Genomic DNA, 16,631 nt, shown 5'->3' with positions numbered 1-16,631 from the left:
CGGGCGTCGCTGGAGCCGTCCGCCGTTCCGTCCGCTGTTCCGTTCGCTGTTCCGTTCGCCGTTCTGTTCGCCGTCTGGACCTGTGGGGATCGGCTCGCTACGGTGTTGGGCGTCATGTGCAGGCAACACCGCCTGCGACGCGGGAGCTCGGAGCACCGGGCTGAGAGGGCGCTGACCGGACCGTCGACGGACGGACCGAACGCTGCGTCGACCGCAGGAACCTGACCGGGTAATGCCGGCGTAGGGAGTATGAGGTCCGATGACCACGTTCGAAGCACAGCCGCAGTCTGCCCGGCGCGCGGGGACCACCACCCCCGACAGTTCCGGCACCGGCTACCCCACCCCGGCCTGGCGCAAGGCCCACCGCGAGGGTTCCCGCCCCGACCTGCGCGTCCCGTACCGCGAGGTGGTCCTCACCAACGGCCGGACCGTCCCGCTGTACGACACCTCCGGCCCGTACACCGACCCGGCCTACGAGGCCGACGTGCGCCGAGGCCTCCCGCCCCTGCGCGACGCGTGGATCCGCCAGCGCGGCGACGTCGAGGAGTACGACGGCCGCGAGGCGCGCCCCGAGGACGACGGCATCCGGCACACCTCCCCGCGCGGCGGCGACCTGCGCAACCTCGACGCCGTCTTCCCCGGCCGCCCGCGCCGCCCGCTGCGCGGCCGCGACGGTGTCGCCGTCACCCAACTCGCCTACGCCAAGCGGGGCGTAGTGACGCCGGAGATGGAGTTCGTCGCCCTGCGCGAGGGCCTGGAGCCGGAGTTCGTGCGCGCCGAGGTCGCCCGCGGCCGGGCCGTCATCCCGGTCAACGTGAACCACCCGGAGGTCGAGCCGGCGATCATCGGCACCGACTTCCTGGTGAAGATCAACGCCAACATCGGCAACTCCGCCGTCACCTCCTCGATCGAGGAGGAGGTGGAGAAGATGACCTGGGCCACCCGCTGGGGCGCCGACACCGTCATGGACCTCTCCACCGGCCGCAACATCCACACCACCCGCGAGTGGATCCTGCGCAACTCCCCTGTGCCGATCGGCACCGTGCCGCTCTACCAGGCCCTGGAGAAGGTCGACGGCCGGGCCGAGGAGCTCAGCTGGGACGTCTACCGCGACACGATCATCGAGCAGTGCGAGCAGGGCGTCGACTACATGACCGTCCACGCGGGCGTGCTGCTGCGCTACGTCCCGCTCACCGCGCGCCGCAAGACGGGCATCGTCTCGCGCGGCGGCTCGATCATGGCGGCCTGGTGCCTCGCGCACCACAAGGAGAACTTCCTCTACACCAACTTCGAGGAGCTCTGCGACATCCTCGCCGCCTACGACGTCACCTTCTCCCTCGGTGACGGGCTGCGCCCCGGCTCCATCGCCGACGCCAACGACGAGGCGCAGTTCGCCGAGCTGCAGACCCTCGGCGAGCTCGGCCGGATCGCCCGCGGGCGCGACGTCCAGGTGATGATCGAGGGCCCGGGCCACGTCCCGATGCACAAGATCAAGGAGAACATGGATCTCCAGAAGGAGATCTGCGACGAGGCGCCGTTCTACACCCTCGGCCCCCTCACCACCGACGTCGCCCCCGGCTACGACCACATCACCTCGGGCATCGGCGCCGCGATGATCGCCTGGTGGGGCACCGCGATGCTCTGCTACGTCACGCCCAAGGAGCACCTGGGCCTGCCCAACCGCGACGACGTCAAGACCGGCGTGATCACCTACAAGATCGCCGCCCACGCCGCCGACCTCGCCAAGGGCCACCCCGGCGCCCAGGCCTGGGACGACGCCCTCTCCGACGCCCGCTTCGAGTTCCGCTGGGAGGACCAGTTCAACCTGGCCCTCGACCCGGAGACCGCCCGCGACTTCCACGACGAGACCCTCCCCGCCGAACCCGCCAAGACGGCCCACTTCTGCTCGATGTGCGGCCCGAAGTTCTGCTCGATGAAGATCTCCCAGAAGATCCGCGACGAACACGGTGGGGGCTCCACGGCCGTGAACAGCGGCTTCGACGCCGAGGCCATCGCCGGCATGGCCGAGAAGTCCGCCGAGTTCGCGGCCCAGGGCAACAGGGTCTACCTGCCGCTGGCGGACTGACGAGGACTGATGACGGTGCTGTCCCGGGGCGCCGAAGAGGATGTCCTGGGGCAGCGCCTGCTCGTCAGCCGGTAGCGTGGGGTCGGGCCCTACCCAGGAGGACAGATGCACCCTGAGCACCTCGCCTTGATCGAGGAGTTCCGCAGGGCAGCCCCGGCGAACTTCAAGATCGAGTTCTCTGGTGACATCGTCATCATGCAGGCGTCGCCCTCGGCCATCCACGAGCGGAACCTCTCCGTGGTCCGCCGACAGTTCGAGGCGCATGCTCCGGCTGGATACCTTTCCACGGGAAACATGGACCTGGCCTCCCCTCAGGTGTCGAAGCTGCGGAACCCGGACCTCACGTACCTTCCCGAAGACGCCATGACGAGCACGGAGAACAAGGTTCCGGCCGAGCTGGCCCTCATCGCGGTCGAGATCGTCTCGCCGTCGAACCCGGAGAACGACTGGGTCGGCAAGCTCCGTGACTACCCGCTGATGCAGATCCCGCTCTACCTGTTGGTGGATGCTGCGCAGAAGACCGTCACGCTCTTCAGCGAGCCCGAGGCCGGTCGCTACCGGATCAGGGAGGACGCCGATTTCGGGGAGGCCGTCCACCTCCCCGAGCCGTTCGGCTTCACCCTCGACACCACGGTTCTGCTCCCGTACTGACGGTTTCGTCGACGCCGAAGACCATGCGGTGGCCGCGTGCGGTGTCCATGTACTCGCGGACGCGGTGGATGAGGCCGTCGCGGAGTTCGAAGACGAGGCAGTAGTCGTTGACGTAGTGGTTGCCGTTGGCGAGCGTCGCGGTCATGGTCTCCTCGACGACGACGCGGTCGCCGTCGGCGTGGAAGCCGCGGAAGGCGACGTCGACGTCCCGGGCGAACAGGCGGGAGAAGTCCTCGGCGAGGAAGCGGGCGATCGCCTGCCGGCCGATCATGTGGCTGGGGCAGTCCAGGGCGAGGGCCGTCGCGTTCCCCGGAGGCGCCAGCCACTCGGCGTCCTCGGTGAAGACCGCGGAGATCCGATCCGCATCGTGGCTCGCGAAGGCCTTCCAGGCGTTCTGAACGATGTCGCGGCTGTGTGGAGACATGAGCGTGAGGCTAGGCGCGGGCGGGCTCCGGAACCGGCGGGTTTCGGACATGGTCACCCCGGGGCGGGAACGGGCGGTGCCCCGGACAGTGGGGCCGTCCGGGGCACCGTTCGTGCGGGTCGTTCGGGTGCTGCTAGTTGAGACCGTTGACGGCCAGCGAGGAGGTGATGCTGGTGTCGACGGGGAACTGGCCGGTGCTCGGGCGCAGGCTCAGCGTGCCCGCGGCCCAGGGGCCGGCGCCGGCCGGGAAGCCGGTCAGGGAGAGGCGGATCTTGTAGGTCTTGCTCTGGCCCTGGCCGAGGCCGGCGGCACCCGGGAGCGCCCAGGTGTTGTTCGAGCCGGAGACGGTGGTCCAGGTGGTGCCCTGGAGGACGTCCAGCTTGAGGTTGGCCTGCGCCGCGCCGGTGCCGTCGCCGTTGCCCCACCACAGGGTGGGGTTGACCGGGGCGGTGATGGCCGCGCCGTTGTTGGTCACCGTGACGTCGGTGGTGAACGGCGTCGAGTAGGAGGCGGTGCCCCAGAGGTTGGAGAAGTTCTGGAACAGGGCACCGGTGGGCGAGTTGACCGGCAGGGTCAGCGCGGCGCTGTTCACGCTGTCGTTCTGGCTGTTCGCCAGCTCCACCTTCACGGCGGTGTCGGCGGCCGGGAGGGCGGCCTTCAGCTGGAGGGACACGGCCCAGCTGTAGGTGGTGTGGGCCGGCACCGAGAAGGTCAGGAAGGAGTAGTCGTCCGTCGGCGCGATGGTGCCGGAGAACTTGTTGTTGCTGTCCCAGCTGGGGATGATCTGCGTCCCCGGGGCGGAGATCGGCGTCGCGTTGAAGTCGATCCAGCTCGGAACGACGGGGTTGGCGCCACCGACCGGCGTCACGTTCACGGACGGGTGGAACGGCTGGGCCGAGTCGGAGTTGTTGGTGACGCTCAGCGTGAACGCCGCACCGTTGCCGGTGCGGGTCAGAGCGGCCTGCCCGGCGTTCGTCGACAGGTTGGCCACCAGCGGCTGGGTGCCGCTCGCGGCGGAGGCGGCCACCGGGGTGAGGGCGGTGGCAGCGGTCGCGACCACCACCGCGGCGGCGGCGAGAACGCGGGAACGACGGGTGTACGTGTGCGAGGACATGGGTGATTTCCCCTCGGGAATCAGAACCAAGGCAGCACTGCTGTGCGAAGTCCGCCACGTCGTGGACTTCGTGGCTGCGGCGTGAAGATTCTTACGGGTGGATCTTGGGCTCACCACCGCAAAATCGGCCACCGTAGTTACAGGAAACGCCAGTTGGGAACTCGGTGTGCGGATGGTCAGTGGGCGGTCAAATGCGAGTCGCGGGGCGAGGGAACGGTGGAGAGGGAGACGGGTTCCTCGGGACGCCGGCGGAATTCGAGGACCGTGACCACCAGAACGACCAGTGCGGCGACACCCATGGAGGCGGAGAGCAGCTTCCACACGAGGGGGGACCACTGGTAGTCCCACATCGTCTCGACGGTCTTGATCCGCAGGAACGTGAGGTACGCGCAGAACGAGGAGACCTGGACCAGGGCCGGGACGAACCAGAGCCGGCGCGGCACGTAGAAGGCGGCGACGACGCTGAGGACGTCCGCGATGTAGAAGTACCGGTCGTGCATGGACGGCAGCAGGAACGGCAGGGTGATCGCCGAGGCGAGGGCGGTCAGCACGACCTGGTTCTGGGTGAGCGTGGGGTGCGCCGCGCCGCTGCGCAGCGCCCGGCGGCCGGTGCGGGAGAACACGGCCAGCGCGATCAGGGCGCACACCAGGGCCCCGGTGCCCAGGATCGCGGCGCTGCGGACGGTCTCGGCGTGGTGCGGGTCGAGCGGCGTCTTGATGAACTGGTACAGCGAGGGGGCGTTGAGCGTCAGCTGCTGGTACGAGTCGGCCTGGCGGGTGTAGACGGTCAGCAGCTTGACCGGGTCGGCGCCGATCATGAACGCGGGGATGTCCAGCACCAGGTAGACCGCGGGGATGGCCAGGAGGCTGCGCCACAGCAGGCGGCGGGTGAGCAGCATGACCAGCAGGAACGGGAAGACGAAGACGGTCTGCAGCTTGAACGCGAGCGCGAAGCCGATCATCGTGCAGGCCCACCAGGGGCGTCGGGTCAGCACGAAGTAGACGGCGCCGACCACGAAGGAGGTGTAGATCGAGTCGGCCTGGGACCACCAGCCGCTGTTGGAGACGACGCTGGGCAGCAGCAGGACGAGCAGCGTGGCGGCGAACGGCTGCCAGGCGTCCCGGCGGGGGTAGCGCAGGGCGACGGTCCGGAAGACGAAGAAGCCCATGAGCAGGTCGAACGCTATGGAGACGGCCTTGATCCCGGTGAGCGAGGACATGGGCAGGTGGGTCAGCGCCGCCAGCAGGTACAGGTAGGGGACGTTGTAGTCCGCGAAGCCCGGGTCCTTGAGCGCGTGGAAGCCGCCGTGGTCCAGGGTCGCGTACCACTGGGACAGGAACAGCTGGTAGTCCAGGGACTTCCAGTGCAGCATCGCGGCCCGGACGCCCAGCGCGACGATCCCGACACCGGCGAACAGGGCCAGCCGCACCGCGGGCTTCGCGAGGGGCGACAGCGGCCGTTCGGGCGCGGCGGGGCGCTGGGTTGTGTGCGTCATGTGGTGTCTCCGTTGGAAGGTCGGGACGCAACCCTCCGTTGGCCCCCACGACTGCGACACATTCAACCCGATCTCGGGCCGATCTCGATCGCCGGGGTGGGACGCGTACGGAGCTCGGGAGGCGGTGCTCGGGAAGCGGCGCTCAGGAGGCGGCGCTCGGTGGGCGGCGTTCAGGAGATGGCGCGCAGGCGGGGCGGCGCGGGGCGGAGCAGCTCGGCGAGGTGGGCGGCGGTGGCCTCGTCGGCGGGGAGGAGGACGAGGATCTGCTGGCAGTCGGCGGAGAGGTCGAGGACTTCGCGCCGCAGGAGCAGCTCGGGGCCCGAGGGGTGGCGCAGGCGCAGCGGGCCGCGGGCGGGGACGAGGTGGTTGCCGAGGCGGCGGGTGAACTCGGGGCCGGCGACGGGGGCGAGCTCGGTGCTGAGCCATTCGGAGCTCTCGGCGGAGGGGCCGAGCCAGAGGTCGAAGGCCTGCTCGTCGGCGACCTCGTCCCAGTCGGGGAAGAGGTCGCGGGCGCGGGGGTCGGTGAAGACGTAGCGGGTGAGGTTGGGCGCCGGGTGGTCGAGGAGGCCGGCGGCGCCGAGGACGGCGGCGTAGCCGTCGGTGTGGGCGAGGACGTCGCCGAGGCGGTTGGTGACGGCGGCGACGCCGGATTCGAGGAGCCGCAGGGTCGCGCGGACGTCGGCGCGGACCTCGCGGCTGGGCGGCGCCGGGCGGACGTGGCTGGGGCAGGTGCCGCCGGTGATCTTGGCGAGGTAGCGGACGTGCTCGCGCTCGGTGGGGTCGAGGCTGAGGGCGTCGCAGAGCGCGTTGACGACGGCGGTGGAGGGGTTGCGGTCGCGGCCCTGCTCCAGCCTGGTCAGGTACTCGACGCTGATGCCCGCGCGGACGGCGAGGTCGGAGCGGCGCAGTCCGGGCGAGCGGCGGCGGCCGTGGTCGGGCAGGCCGAGCGTCGCGGGCTGGATGCTGTCGCGCTTGGCGCGGACGAAGTCCCCCAGTGGTGTCCCCATGCCGATCAGCGTACGGGCGGGGGCGGTACGCAGCGTGGCCCTGCGGGGGCCAGCCTGCGCACGGTCTGGTTGGGCTCCGGGGCCGGGCGCAGGGTGGTGGCCATGGAGAACACGAAGAGCGGTACGCACAAGCTGGTGGTCCTGGTCGGGAGCGTCCGGGAGGGGCGCTTCGGCCCGGTGGTGTCCTCGTGGGTGGCCGAACGGGCCGCCGAGCACGGGGGGTTCGAGGTGGAGGTGGTCGATCTCGCGGACGTGGAGCTGCCGTTGGCGCTGCCGGCCGCCTCGCCGAAGTTCGCGGGGGACGACTACCCGCGCCCGGCCGGGATGGCGCGGCTGACCGGGGCGCTGGACGGCGCGGACGCGTTCCTGATCGTCACCCCGGAGTACAACCACAGCTACCCGGCCTCCCTCAAGGCCGCCATCGACTGGCACTTCACGCAGTGGACGGCCAAGCCCGTCGCCTTCGTCAGCTACGGCGGCGCGGCGGGCGGGCGGCACGCGGTGCTGCACCTGGAGAACGTGCTGACCGAGCTGCACGCGGTGACGATCCGGGACGGCCTGGCCTTCCCGAACTACTTCACGGCCTGGGAGGACGGCCGGCCGAACGACCCGAACGCGGCCGGGTACGCCAAGGTGCTGCTCGACCAGCTGTCCTGGTGGGCGGGCGCGTTGAAGAACGCCCGGGCGGCGGCGCCGTACCCGGCCTGAGCCCCGGCCGGCGCTGCTACCCGACCTCGTCGGGCCCGGTGTGGTCCGGGCTCGTGAACGACGGCGAGCCGTACCCCGGCCGGTCGGCGCGCGGGCCCGTGCCGGGGACGGCGGGCAGGGCGGCGCACAGGTAGGGCAGCAGCCCGCGCTCGCGCAGCGCCGTGCGCCATCGCCCTCGGGCGTCGGCGAGTTCGGCGGCCTGCTGCCGGTCGGTGCCGTCCGGGGTGGCCGCCGATCCGTCCCGCAGGGCGGTGAGGACGAGCCCGATGATGCCCACCGCCATCGCCGCGACGCCGGCGGCCAGGGCCGTCCAGCCGGCGGTGACCAGGGGGCCGCCGAGGGCGGCGGACGGGTCGGCGGCGCGCACCAGGTACCCGAGCAGGAGCAGGGCGAGGGCCGCGGCCCAGGCGAGGATCGGGGTGAGCACGGTGAGCACCGGGAAGATCCCGCCGCCGCCGCCCGTGGAGCGCAGCTGCGAGAGCAGCCCGGGGGCGAAGGGCTCGGTGCCGGCGGGCGGCGGGGGCGTGCTGCGCAGGCTCTCGCGCAGGGCGGTGTAGTGCTCGTACTCCTCGGCGGCGGCCGCGGCTATGCGGTCGGCCTCGCGCAGCGCCTGGACGCGCAGTTCGGCGGAGGTGAGCGCGCCGGGGGCGCGCAGGGCGGTGAGGACGGTGCGGTCGCGCAGGGCTTCGCCGAGCAGGCGTTCGTACTCGGGACGGTCCTCGGCGAGCAGGGGCGGGGGGTTGGACATGGGGACCCCGTTTTCGGGCAGACCCCGGCCGGCAGCGAGGGGCGGGGCCCTCGGGGGGGCCGGGACGGGCACGGAGGCGGGCCACCGGACGGGCGGCCGGGTGTGACGTGCCTCATGGTAGGGGCGTGCCCCGCCGTGCTGACAGTCGGTTTCCGGATTTTCGCGCCCCGGGCCGCGCGCGTGCGACGGCCCGGGCGCCGGGAACAACTGTTCGGTGGGCCCCGCTAGTTGATGGGAAGCCGGGCGACGAGGAGCCGCCCCTCCATGGTCACGCCGCCGTCCATGGCCACGGCCAGGTCGTCGGCGTACACGTACGGCCCGGGGATGTGCGGGGGCTGGCCGTCGTCGGCGTGCACCGCGCCGGTGAGGTACGGGATGGGGCTGTGCCCGTGCACGATGCGGATGCCGCCGTAGGTGTCGAGCAGTTCGTGGACGGCCATCGGGCCGGCCTCGCCCCGGAAGGCGAAGCGCTTGGTGAAGCGGCGGAAGCAGTCCCACCACTCGTCCACGCTGCCGTCGGCGAGCAGGCTGTGCACGGCGTCGTTGACGTCGGGGATGGACTCGCCGTACTCCAGGTACGCGGTGGTGTCGGAGTGCAGCAGCAGGTGGCCGTCCTCCAGCGCGACGGCGGGCAGCCGGGAGAGCCAGCTGATGTGGTGCGCCTCCAGGCGGTCCAGGTCGTTCTGCTGGCCGCCGTTGAGCCGCCAGGCGGCGAGGAAGGACGCGGTGCCGGCGGTGGACTGCACGGGCTCGTCGCCGTAGCGGTAGGCGCCGAGGAAGAGCAGTTCGTGATTGCCCATCAGGGCGCGGCAGTAGCCTCCGGCGGCGGCGGCCTCGGCGGCGAGCTGCATGACGAGGTCGATGACGCCGATGCCGTCCGGGCCGCGGTCGGTGAAGTCGCCGAGGAACCAGATCCGGGCGCGGCCGGCGGACCAGTGGCCGTCGGCGTCGATGAGGCCCTGGCGGTGCAGTTCGGCGCGCAGCTCCTCGAGGTAGCCGTGCACGTCGCCGACGACGTAGACCGGGCCCGGGGGCTCGTCGGGGCCGGGGGCCGGGTACGGGTAGGTCGGCGCGGAGGGGTCGGGCAGCGGGGGGCCGAGCTCGATGGTGGGCGGGTCGTCGCGGTCGGGGAGGTCGGCCGGGAGCCCGAGGGCGGGGGAGGGCTGGTCGGGCAGGGTCTGCTCGTAGCCGCCCTCGTACCCCTGCTGGTCGTGGCGGACCTGCTGGTCGTCGTAGGCCTGCGGGTCGTCGTAGCCCGGGGCGTCGTGGTGGTTCTGGTGGCCGTCGTGGGAGAAGGCCACGGCGTGGGACTGGGCGTGGACGGTGTGTCCGTGGCCGTCTCCGGCCCAGTGCTGTTCGAGGTACCGCGCCCCGCCGTAGCCGCTGTAGGTCTCGGCGTCGTACGCGTCGTAGGTGGAGCCGGGGTGGCCCGGTACGGGTTCCGGCTCGTAGTAGGTGCCGTACGGCAGCACGTCGAGGTCCGGCTGGTGGCGGGGGCCTGACTCGGGGTGTTCAGGCCCGGGGAAGCGGTCCTCGGGTGTCATTCGCCCATCATAGGAAGACCACTCTCCCGGCGTCGTCACCTGGTGGGTATCCAATCCTCCGGAGCGTCAGCCGGGCCGTCCCGCAAGGTCCGTTTTGTCCCGACTCGGTATGGTCTAGACCTCGCCCGGGGGTCGGGGAGGGCTGACGGTGGTGCGCGGGCTCCGGCGCTGGGAGGACGCGCGGACGATGAGCTCGGTCGGCATCAGGGTGCCCGGCGGCGGGCCGGTTCCGGCGGTGCGGAAGCGGGGCGGGAAGAGGCGGGCGATGTCGACGCCGGTGCCCGAGTCCACTCCCTCGATGGCGTCGATGAGCAGGTTGACCACGGTGGTTCCGATGCGGCGCGGCTTGAGGGAGAGGGTGGTGATCGGCGGCTCGGTGGCGGCGTACACGTCGCTCTCGCTGCAGCAGACCAGCAGCAGGTCGTCCGGCACCCGCAGGCCGTAGCGGCGCGCGGCGGCGAGCAGGTCGGTGCCGTTGGGGTCGAACAGGCCGTAGACGGCGTCGGGGCGGTCGGGACGGGCGAGCAGCCGGTCGGCGGCGACGGCGCCGGCGGCCGGGTCGTGCGCCGGGTAGGCCTCGTAGACCGGCTCCTGGCCGACCTTGGCGCACCAGCCGAGGTACGCCTCGGTGGAGAGGCGGGTGTAGGTGTCGGTGCTGGTGCCCGTGAGCAGGCCGATCCGGCGGGCGCCGGCCTCGGAGAGGTGGTCGAGGATGCCGAGCACGGCGGCCTCGTGGTCGTTGTCGACCCAGGCGGTGACCGGGCAGTTGCCCGGCTTGCCGTCGCTGACCACCGGCACGCCGGAGCGGTACAGCTCGCTGACCAGGGGGTCCTGGTCGGGCGGGTCGATCACGACCGTCCCGTCCAGGGCGATGTTGCCCCAGACGTCGTGCCGCGAGGAGGCGGGCAGCACCACCAGCGCGTACCCGCGGCTCAGGGCGGCGCTGGTCGCGGCCCTGGCCATCTCGGCGAAGTACGCGAACTCGGTGAAGGTGAACGGCTCTTCGCCGTAGGTCGTGACGGTCAGGCCGATCAGTCCGGACCGCCCGGTGCGGAGGGTGCGGGCGGCCGCCGAGGGGCGGTAGCCGAGGCGCTCGGCGACTTCGCGCACCCGGCTTCGGGTCTCGTCGGGCAGGCGGCCCTTGCCGTTCAGCGCGTCGGAGACGGTGGTGATCGACACTCCGGCGGCTGCTGCCACATCCCGGATGCCGGCCCGCTCCAGACGCCTTGAGGTGGTGGGACGCCGACCGCTCTGGTTGGCTGCTGCTGTCATGGCGGACCGATCGTATGGCTCCTGACAAGGGTCTGTGACCGGCGCACCGGGAGCTTGTGGAGATACGTTTCTCCAAGAGTGAGCCGGGGTGCGCCCCTTCGATCCCCTTCTCAAACCGGGGCTCTTACCTCTGACATGTGCCGAAGGAAGCGGGCAGAATGGCTGATCTGCACCTCTGACCCGACCGGGCATCTCACTCCTACGGGTGAGCGCTGTCGGTATCGTGCAGGGCACCCGACCGGGGTGGTCCGGGCGCGTTCCGAGATCCCAGGGGCGAACCCAGGTCCTGGAGCACGGCGGCGATCCCGACCGTGCGAGGGCGGGCGGACCGGCAGACACACGAAGGAGTACGACCGTGAGCAGTGGTACCTCGGCCCAGGGCCCGCGCCTGCGCCCGAGCCTGGACGGCATCCCCACCTACAAGCCCGGCAAGCCCGCCGGTGCCGACGCCTACAAGCTCTCCTCGAACGAGAACCCCAACAACCCGCTGCCCGGCGTCCTGGAGGCGGCGATCGCGGCGGCCGGCTCGTTCAACCGCTACCCGGACATGGGCGTCAGCGAGCTGACCTCCGTCCTCGCCGAGCGCTTCGACGTGCCCGTCGAGCACATCGCCCTCGGCACCGGCTCCGTCGGCGTCGCCCAGTCGCTGATCCTCGCGACGGCCGGCCCGGGGGACGAAGTCGTCTTCGCCTGGCGCTCGTTCGAGGCGTACCCGATCATCACCCAGATCGCCGGCGCGACGCCCGTCCCCGTGCCGCTCACCGAGGGCGGCGACCACGACCTCGACGCGATGCTCGCGGCGATCACGCCGAACACCCGGCTGGTCTTCGTCTGCAACCCCAACAACCCCACCGGCAACGTGATCCACCGGGCCGAGCTGGAGCGGTTCATCGACGCCGTCCCGAGCGACGTCCTGGTCGTCGTCGACGAGGCCTACATCGAGTTCATCCGGGACGCCGAGGTGCCCAACGGCATCGACCTGTACCGCTCGCGCCCCAACGTGTGCGTGCTGCGCACCTTCTCCAAGGCGTACGGCCTGGCGGGCCTGCGGGTCGGCTTCGCCATCGGGCACGAGCCGGTCGCGAACGCGCTGCGCAAGACCGCCGTCCCCTTCGGCGTCAGCCAGCTCGCTCAGGACGCCGCCGTCGCCTCGCTGCGCGCGGAGGAGGCGCTGCAGGTGCGGGTGGAGGCGCTGGTCGAGGAGCGCGCCCGGGTCGTCGCCGGGCTGCGCGCCCAGGGCTGGGAGATCCCGGACTCGCAGGCGAACTTCGTCTGGCTGTGGCTCGGCGAGCACTCGGTGGACTTCGCGGCGCGCTGCGCCGAGGCCGGGGTGATCGTGCGGCCGTTCCCGGAGGGCGTGCGGGTGTCGATCGGCGAGGCCGAGGGCAACTCGATCTTCCTGGCGGTGGCGGAGGCGTTCCGCAAGGAGATCAGCGGCTGAGGTTGTTGCCGCTCCCGCTACTGATCGTGGCCGGCCCCGGGGTTTCCCGGGGCCGGCTTCGTTTCTTCAGTCGCGGGGCTCGGGCTCGTTGTGTTCGGGCCTGCTGTGTTCGGGCTTGCTGTGGAGGATCGCGCGGGCCTGGTCGGCGGCGCGGGTGATGCCCTCGGAGACGTAGTCGAGGAAGCGCGCGATGTTCTCCATGCGGACGGCGGCCGGGGTCCCGGAGCCGAGCACGCCGACGCCCTGGCGGGCGGTCTCGGCGAGGTGGGCGGTGCCCTTGGCGCTGTCGATCATCGACTGGTACCAGACGTCGTCATCGACGACGTAGCGCTCGCGGCGGCCCTCGCCGCGCTCCCGGCGCACGAGGGTCTGGGCCTCCAGGTAGGCGATCGCCTTGGAGACCGTCGCCGGGCTGACCTGGAGGCGCTGGACGAGTTCGGCGGCGGTGAGGCCGTTCTCGTCGCCGGTGAAGAGCAGGGCCAGGACCCGGGCCATCATCCGGGGCATGCCGGACGCCATGAGGACGGTGGTGAGCGTTTCCTCGTACGCGAGCACCGCCTCAGGGTCGCGGCCGTGGACGGCCCGGCGGGGGACCTGGTCGGCCTTGGGGGCGGTGGCGGACCTGCCGCGGTGGGCGCGGCGTTCGGTGGCCCGGTGGGCGAGGTCGGCGCGGTAGGCGGTCGGGCCGCCGTTGCGCATCACCTCGCGGGTGACCGTGGAGGTCGGGCGTTCCAGGCGCCGGGCGATCTCGGCGTAGGCGAGGCCGTCGGCCAGTCCCAGCGCGATCTGCTGGCGTTCCTGCTGGGTGAGTCTGCCTCCGGGCATCGCGGGCTCCGCTCCTCGGTGGTTGGTGTGGGGCCAGGGTAGCGTTCAGGTGGGGTTCATTGCAACGAGAGGGTGGGGTGACGTTGCATTAGTTTTAGGCTTGATGCAACGATTTTGCTGCTCTGAGCTGCTGTTATTGGGTTTGATGGCAACGAAGCTGTTGCCTGATCTGCGAACGCAACGTAGCTTTTCCCTTGTTGGAAACGCCGGACGGGCAACGGGCCCGCCGCCGCCGAGAAGGAGCACACCATGCAGAAGTTCGACACCACCGCCCCGGTCACCGCCCTCGTCGACGTCCCGGCCGGCAGCCTCCGGTTCATCGCCTCGGACCGGGCGGAGACCACGGTCGAGGTCCTGCCCGCCGACTCCTCGAAGAGCCGCGACGTGAAGGCGGCGGAGCAGACCCGGGTGTCCTTCGAGGGCGGCGTCCTGCGGATCGACGCCCCCGACCAGAAGCAGATCCTCGGCCCGAGCGGCACCGTCGAGGTCGTCGTCCAGCTCCCGGCGGGCTCGCGGGTCGAGGGCAAGGTCGCGGCCGGCGAGCTGCGCGGGGTCGGGCGCCTCGGGGACGTCCGCTTCGAGGGCGCGCAGGCGGTCGTGAAGCTCGACGAGGCGGCGGGCGCGCGGATCACGCTGCAGCTGGGCGACGTCACGATCGGGCGCCTGACCGGGGACGCCGAGATCGCCACGCAGAAGGGCGACCTGCTCGTCACCGAGGCCGTGCGCGGCGCCCTCGTGCTGCGCACCGAGCACGGCGGCATCTCCGTCGCCGCCGCCCGGGGCGCGTCGGCGACGCTGGACGCCGGTACGGCGTACGGGCGGGTGCTGAACACGCTCGCCAACGCGGCGGGTGCGGACGCCGAGTTGAGCATCCGCGCCACCACCTCGTACGGGGACATCACGGCCCGCAGCCTGTGAGGCCTGCCCGGGTGCCCACGAGGCCCTCGCCCGTTCTCGGGCGAGGGCCTTCGGGTTGTGGGTGTTCAGGTTCAGGGGCGTTCGTCCCGGTCGTGGAGGTGCTGGAGGTTGAGGGTCGCGATGACGCCGAGGGTGACGGTGGCGATCGCGAGGAAGAGGAGCGCGACGAGGATCGCGCCGACGAAGAACTTCACGGGGTCCAGGCCTCGTTGCGCTCGGTTTCGCGGAGGAGGTGGAGGAGGTTGATCAGGGTGCTCACGGAGGCGTTGCCGAAGTCGATGAGGAGGTGGCCGTCGAGGGTCTTCTCCTTGACGGCGGCGGAGCCCCAGAGGATGCCGAACTGGTGTCCGCGCCGGTGGAGTTCGCCGAGGAGGGTGGTGATCTGCGGCTCGGTGTAGGCGCGCAGGCGGGGGTCGGTGGGGGCGAGGGGTTCGCGGCGGGTCACGCGGCGGAGTCCAGCTCGTACCAGACGGTTTTGCCGTGGCGGAGCGGGTCGATGCCCCAGCGGTGGGTGAGCTGGTCGACGAGCAGGAGGCCACGGCCGGACTCGGCGAAGTCGGCGGGGGTGCGGTGGTTGGGGAGGGCGTCGGACTCGTCGGAGACGGCGACGCGGAGGGTGCCGCCGAGGAGGGTGACGAAGATGAGGGGCGAGGTGGTGCCGGCGTGCCGCCAGGCGTTGGTGAGGAGCTCGGCGAAGGCGAGCTCGGCGTCGAAGATGACTTCGTGGTCCCAGCGGGCTCGCATCAGGCCGTAGCGGAGGGCGTTGCGGGCGATGTCGATGTTGGGGTGGTGGTTGGTGGTGCGCACGGAAACCTCCGGGAGGAAGTGACGTGGAGAGGGGGATGGGGGAGAGGGCGCCGTGAGCCAGGCCGGGGCGGCTGCTCTTCGGCGTGGGGGCAGTCGGCACCTACTGCCCTGTGAACAAGCACTTCTGACGATCAATCGGATCGAGCTGGGAACGACGATAGCGCGCATCGCCACAGATTTGTGGCGATGCGCGAGAAGTTCCCTCGATCGTGGTCGTGTCCGTGCGGCAGACTGGTCCCATGGCCCTTCGACCGAACCCGAGTCTCCGTCAGCTGCGCTTGGGTGCCGAGTTGCGTCGGATGCGGGAGCAGGCGGGGCTCGGCGGCAGCCAACTCGCCCGTGCGCTGGGGATCAACCCCGCGCATGTGACGCAGATGGAGAGCGGGAGAACGGGCATCAGCGTCGAGCGCCTGCGGACGATCGCGGCGTTGTGCATGTGCGTCAACGAGCCGTTGATCGAGGCGCTGGCGGAGATCATCACCAGCCGGGAGAGCGGCGGCTGGTGGGAGGACTACCGAGGGGCGCTCGCAGATGACTTCCGTGAGATTGCCGAGTTCGAGGAGCACGCTCGCGCGATCTCCATGTACTCGGCGACGTTCATTCCGGGTCTGCTTCAGACCCGCTCATACTCCTCCTCGATCTTCTCGATGGCATACCTGCCTCTGCCGCAGCATGAGTTGGAACTTCGAGCGGAGTTCAGGCTTCGCCGTCAGGAGATCATCCGGGTCAGGAAGACGCCGTTCGCAGCGTTCATCCACGAGGCGGCTCTGCGCATGCGGTTCAGCGGGCGCAGGGTGTGTTCGGAGCAGTTGGAGTCCCTCATCGATGACTCCGATCTCCCCAACATCTCGATTCGGGTCATCCCGTTCGATGTGGACTCCCTGCCGAGTCCCATTGCCACTTTTGCGTACGCCGAGGGCTCCATCCCCGATCTGGACACCGTCCAGACGGACACGGGATTCGGAAGCAAGCTCATCGATGCACCAGCGCATGTCGCGAGGTTTCGATTGATTCTGGCGCAGATGGACTCCTTCGCGCTGTCGGAGAGCGAGAGTCGGGAGTTCATCCGATCTGTTAACGAGGAAGTGAAAAGTGAACCGGCTTAGTATGGAATGGCAGAAATCCAGTTTCTCTGGCAACAGCGACGACTGCGTTGAGGTTCGTGCTGTTGGCACATTGATTGATCTTCGGGAGTCGGATGAGGGTGAAGTCATCCTCCGGACCACGTCTCTCGGGTTTGCGTCGCTCCTGCAGAGGGTCAAGGTCGGAGAGTTCGACCACCTCGTGGGATGAAGGACTCAGTGCTGCTCTCTGAAGCCACGAAATTTCCTGAGGTCGATCACGGAAGAGAAGGCGGGACGTAGTGGCTAGTTCGTCGTGGCAGAAGTCCACCTACTCGGCTTCTAGTGACAACTGTGTTGAGGCGCGCGCTGCCGATGGGCTGATTGAGCTGCGCGAGTCGGATGAGAGCGATGTCATCGTCCGCATGACGCCCATGACCTTCAGCCTGCTCCTCGACAGCACCAAGACCGGGGAGTTCGACCACCTCACGACCAGCGTCTAGCGCTTTGCGCCGGGGGGGCCCCCGCG

Annotated in this window: 19 protein-coding genes and 1 riboswitch; of the genes, 8 read left to right on the top strand and 11 right to left on the bottom strand. The window is 70.6% G+C overall.

Annotation, left to right across the window (positions count from 1 at the left end; genetic code table 11):
* The first annotated feature begins 129 nt into the window (after window positions 1–129).
* Window positions 130–264: riboswitch (TPP riboswitch) on the top strand.
* Entirely contained in the window at window positions 260–2,086 is a 1,827-nt protein-coding gene (thiC, locus tag ACIRRS_RS34235; protein WP_402979479.1) for a phosphomethylpyrimidine synthase ThiC, read from the top strand. It overlaps the preceding riboswitch by 5 nt.
* A gap of 105 nt (window positions 2,087–2,191) precedes the next feature.
* On the top strand, window positions 2,192–2,737 hold the full coding sequence (locus ACIRRS_RS34230) for a Uma2 family endonuclease (protein ID WP_402979476.1): 546 nt from the start codon (window positions 2,192–2,194) through the stop codon (window positions 2,735–2,737).
* On the opposite strand, the gene ACIRRS_RS34225 is transcribed toward ACIRRS_RS34230, so the two are convergent.
* The 4 genes from ACIRRS_RS34225 to ACIRRS_RS34210 all read right to left on the bottom strand — a co-directional run bounded on the left by ACIRRS_RS34225 (window position 2,703) and on the right by ACIRRS_RS34210 (window position 6,778).
* Window positions 2,703–3,161, bottom strand: coding sequence for a nuclear transport factor 2 family protein (locus tag ACIRRS_RS34225; RefSeq protein ID WP_402979474.1), 459 nt, complete (start codon window positions 3,159–3,161; stop codon window positions 2,703–2,705). The two genes, ACIRRS_RS34230 and ACIRRS_RS34225, sit on opposite strands and share 35 nt — an antisense overlap.
* 133 nt (window positions 3,162–3,294) lie before the next feature.
* The gene (locus ACIRRS_RS34220; RefSeq protein ID WP_402979472.1) at window positions 3,295–4,275 is read right to left on the bottom strand and encodes a hypothetical protein; all 981 of its coding nucleotides are present in this window, start codon (window positions 4,273–4,275) and stop codon (window positions 3,295–3,297) included.
* A 176-nt stretch (window positions 4,276–4,451) separates the two neighbouring features.
* A complete protein-coding gene (locus ACIRRS_RS34215) occupies window positions 4,452–5,771 on the bottom strand; it encodes a hypothetical protein (RefSeq protein WP_402979470.1) in 1,320 nt (439 codons plus the stop codon).
* Between the two features lie 170 nt (window positions 5,772–5,941).
* Complete coding sequence (locus ACIRRS_RS34210) at window positions 5,942–6,778, bottom strand: helix-turn-helix domain-containing protein (protein ID WP_402979468.1); 837 nt, start codon at window positions 6,776–6,778, stop codon at window positions 5,942–5,944.
* Window positions 6,779–6,880: 102 nt separating this feature from the next.
* On the opposite strand from ACIRRS_RS34210, the gene ACIRRS_RS34205 reads away from it, so the two are divergent.
* Window positions 6,881–7,486 carry an NADPH-dependent FMN reductase gene (locus tag ACIRRS_RS34205; protein ID WP_402979465.1) on the top strand — a complete coding sequence of 202 codons (606 nt, stop codon included), beginning with the start codon at window positions 6,881–6,883 and terminating at the stop codon, window positions 7,484–7,486.
* Between the two features lie 16 nt (window positions 7,487–7,502).
* On the opposite strand, the gene ACIRRS_RS34200 is transcribed toward ACIRRS_RS34205, so the two are convergent.
* From ACIRRS_RS34200 to ACIRRS_RS34190, 3 genes are all read right to left on the bottom strand, one after another.
* On the bottom strand, window positions 7,503–8,234 hold the full coding sequence (locus ACIRRS_RS34200) for a hypothetical protein (RefSeq protein WP_402979462.1): 732 nt from the start codon (window positions 8,232–8,234) through the stop codon (window positions 7,503–7,505).
* Between the two features lie 224 nt (window positions 8,235–8,458).
* Complete coding sequence (locus ACIRRS_RS34195) at window positions 8,459–9,778, bottom strand: metallophosphoesterase (RefSeq protein ID WP_402979459.1); 1,320 nt, start codon at window positions 9,776–9,778, stop codon at window positions 8,459–8,461.
* A gap of 114 nt (window positions 9,779–9,892) precedes the next feature.
* The gene (locus ACIRRS_RS34190) at window positions 9,893–11,050 is read right to left on the bottom strand and encodes a LacI family DNA-binding transcriptional regulator (protein WP_402979456.1); all 1,158 of its coding nucleotides are present in this window, start codon (window positions 11,048–11,050) and stop codon (window positions 9,893–9,895) included.
* Window positions 11,051–11,405: 355 nt separating this feature from the next.
* On the opposite strand from ACIRRS_RS34190, the gene hisC reads away from it, so the two are divergent.
* A complete protein-coding gene (gene hisC, locus ACIRRS_RS34185) occupies window positions 11,406–12,491 on the top strand; it encodes a histidinol-phosphate transaminase (protein WP_402979453.1) in 1,086 nt (361 codons plus the stop codon).
* A gap of 66 nt (window positions 12,492–12,557) precedes the next feature.
* On the opposite strand, the gene ACIRRS_RS34180 is transcribed toward hisC, so the two are convergent.
* Window positions 12,558–13,316: a helix-turn-helix domain-containing protein gene (locus ACIRRS_RS34180; protein WP_402979450.1), complete on the bottom strand. Its 759-nt coding sequence runs from the start codon at window positions 13,314–13,316 to the stop codon at window positions 12,558–12,560.
* A 249-nt stretch (window positions 13,317–13,565) separates the two neighbouring features.
* Here ACIRRS_RS34180 and ACIRRS_RS34175 point away from each other — a divergent pair, with 249 nt between their 5' ends.
* The gene (locus tag ACIRRS_RS34175) at window positions 13,566–14,234 is read left to right on the top strand and encodes a DUF4097 family beta strand repeat-containing protein (protein WP_402979447.1); all 669 of its coding nucleotides are present in this window, start codon (window positions 13,566–13,568) and stop codon (window positions 14,232–14,234) included.
* A 71-nt stretch (window positions 14,235–14,305) separates the two neighbouring features.
* On the opposite strand, the gene ACIRRS_RS34170 is transcribed toward ACIRRS_RS34175, so the two are convergent.
* The 3 genes from ACIRRS_RS34170 to ACIRRS_RS34160 are packed head-to-tail and all read right to left on the bottom strand — an operon-like array spanning window position 14,306 to window position 15,041.
* Window positions 14,306–14,428, bottom strand: coding sequence for a hypothetical protein (locus tag ACIRRS_RS34170; RefSeq protein ID WP_402979444.1), 123 nt, complete (start codon window positions 14,426–14,428; stop codon window positions 14,306–14,308).
* Window positions 14,425–14,679 carry a hypothetical protein gene (locus ACIRRS_RS34165; protein WP_402979441.1) on the bottom strand — a complete coding sequence of 85 codons (255 nt, stop codon included), beginning with the start codon at window positions 14,677–14,679 and terminating at the stop codon, window positions 14,425–14,427. The genes ACIRRS_RS34170 and ACIRRS_RS34165 overlap by 4 nt, the downstream gene beginning before the upstream one ends.
* Window positions 14,676–15,041, bottom strand: a complete 366-nt coding sequence (locus tag ACIRRS_RS34160) for an ATP-binding protein (protein ID WP_402979438.1) — start codon at window positions 15,039–15,041, stop codon at window positions 14,676–14,678. Before ACIRRS_RS34160 ends, ACIRRS_RS34165 begins: the two co-directional genes overlap by 4 nt.
* Window positions 15,042–15,280: 239 nt before the next feature.
* Between ACIRRS_RS34160 and ACIRRS_RS34155 the strand changes: the two genes are divergently transcribed.
* The 3 genes from ACIRRS_RS34155 (at window position 15,281) to ACIRRS_RS34145 (ending at window position 16,605) form a co-directional block, all read left to right on the top strand.
* The gene (locus tag ACIRRS_RS34155; protein WP_402979435.1) at window positions 15,281–16,147 is read left to right on the top strand and encodes a helix-turn-helix domain-containing protein; all 867 of its coding nucleotides are present in this window, start codon (window positions 15,281–15,283) and stop codon (window positions 16,145–16,147) included.
* A gap of 1 nt (window position 16,148) precedes the next feature.
* On the top strand, window positions 16,149–16,334 hold the full coding sequence (locus tag ACIRRS_RS34150; protein ID WP_402979432.1) for a DUF397 domain-containing protein: 186 nt from the start codon (window positions 16,149–16,151) through the stop codon (window positions 16,332–16,334).
* Window positions 16,335–16,404: 70 nt separating this feature from the next.
* The gene (locus ACIRRS_RS34145; RefSeq protein WP_402979429.1) at window positions 16,405–16,605 is read left to right on the top strand and encodes a DUF397 domain-containing protein; all 201 of its coding nucleotides are present in this window, start codon (window positions 16,405–16,407) and stop codon (window positions 16,603–16,605) included.
* The last annotated feature ends 26 nt before the right edge of the window (window positions 16,606–16,631 follow it).

Origin of the sequence: Kitasatospora sp. NPDC101183 (assembly GCF_044767945.1) — a bacterium.
In the GTDB taxonomy this organism is placed as follows: Bacteria; Actinomycetota; Actinomycetes; order Streptomycetales; family Streptomycetaceae; genus Kitasatospora.
This window is presented reverse-complemented; position numbering and strand designations above follow the sequence as displayed.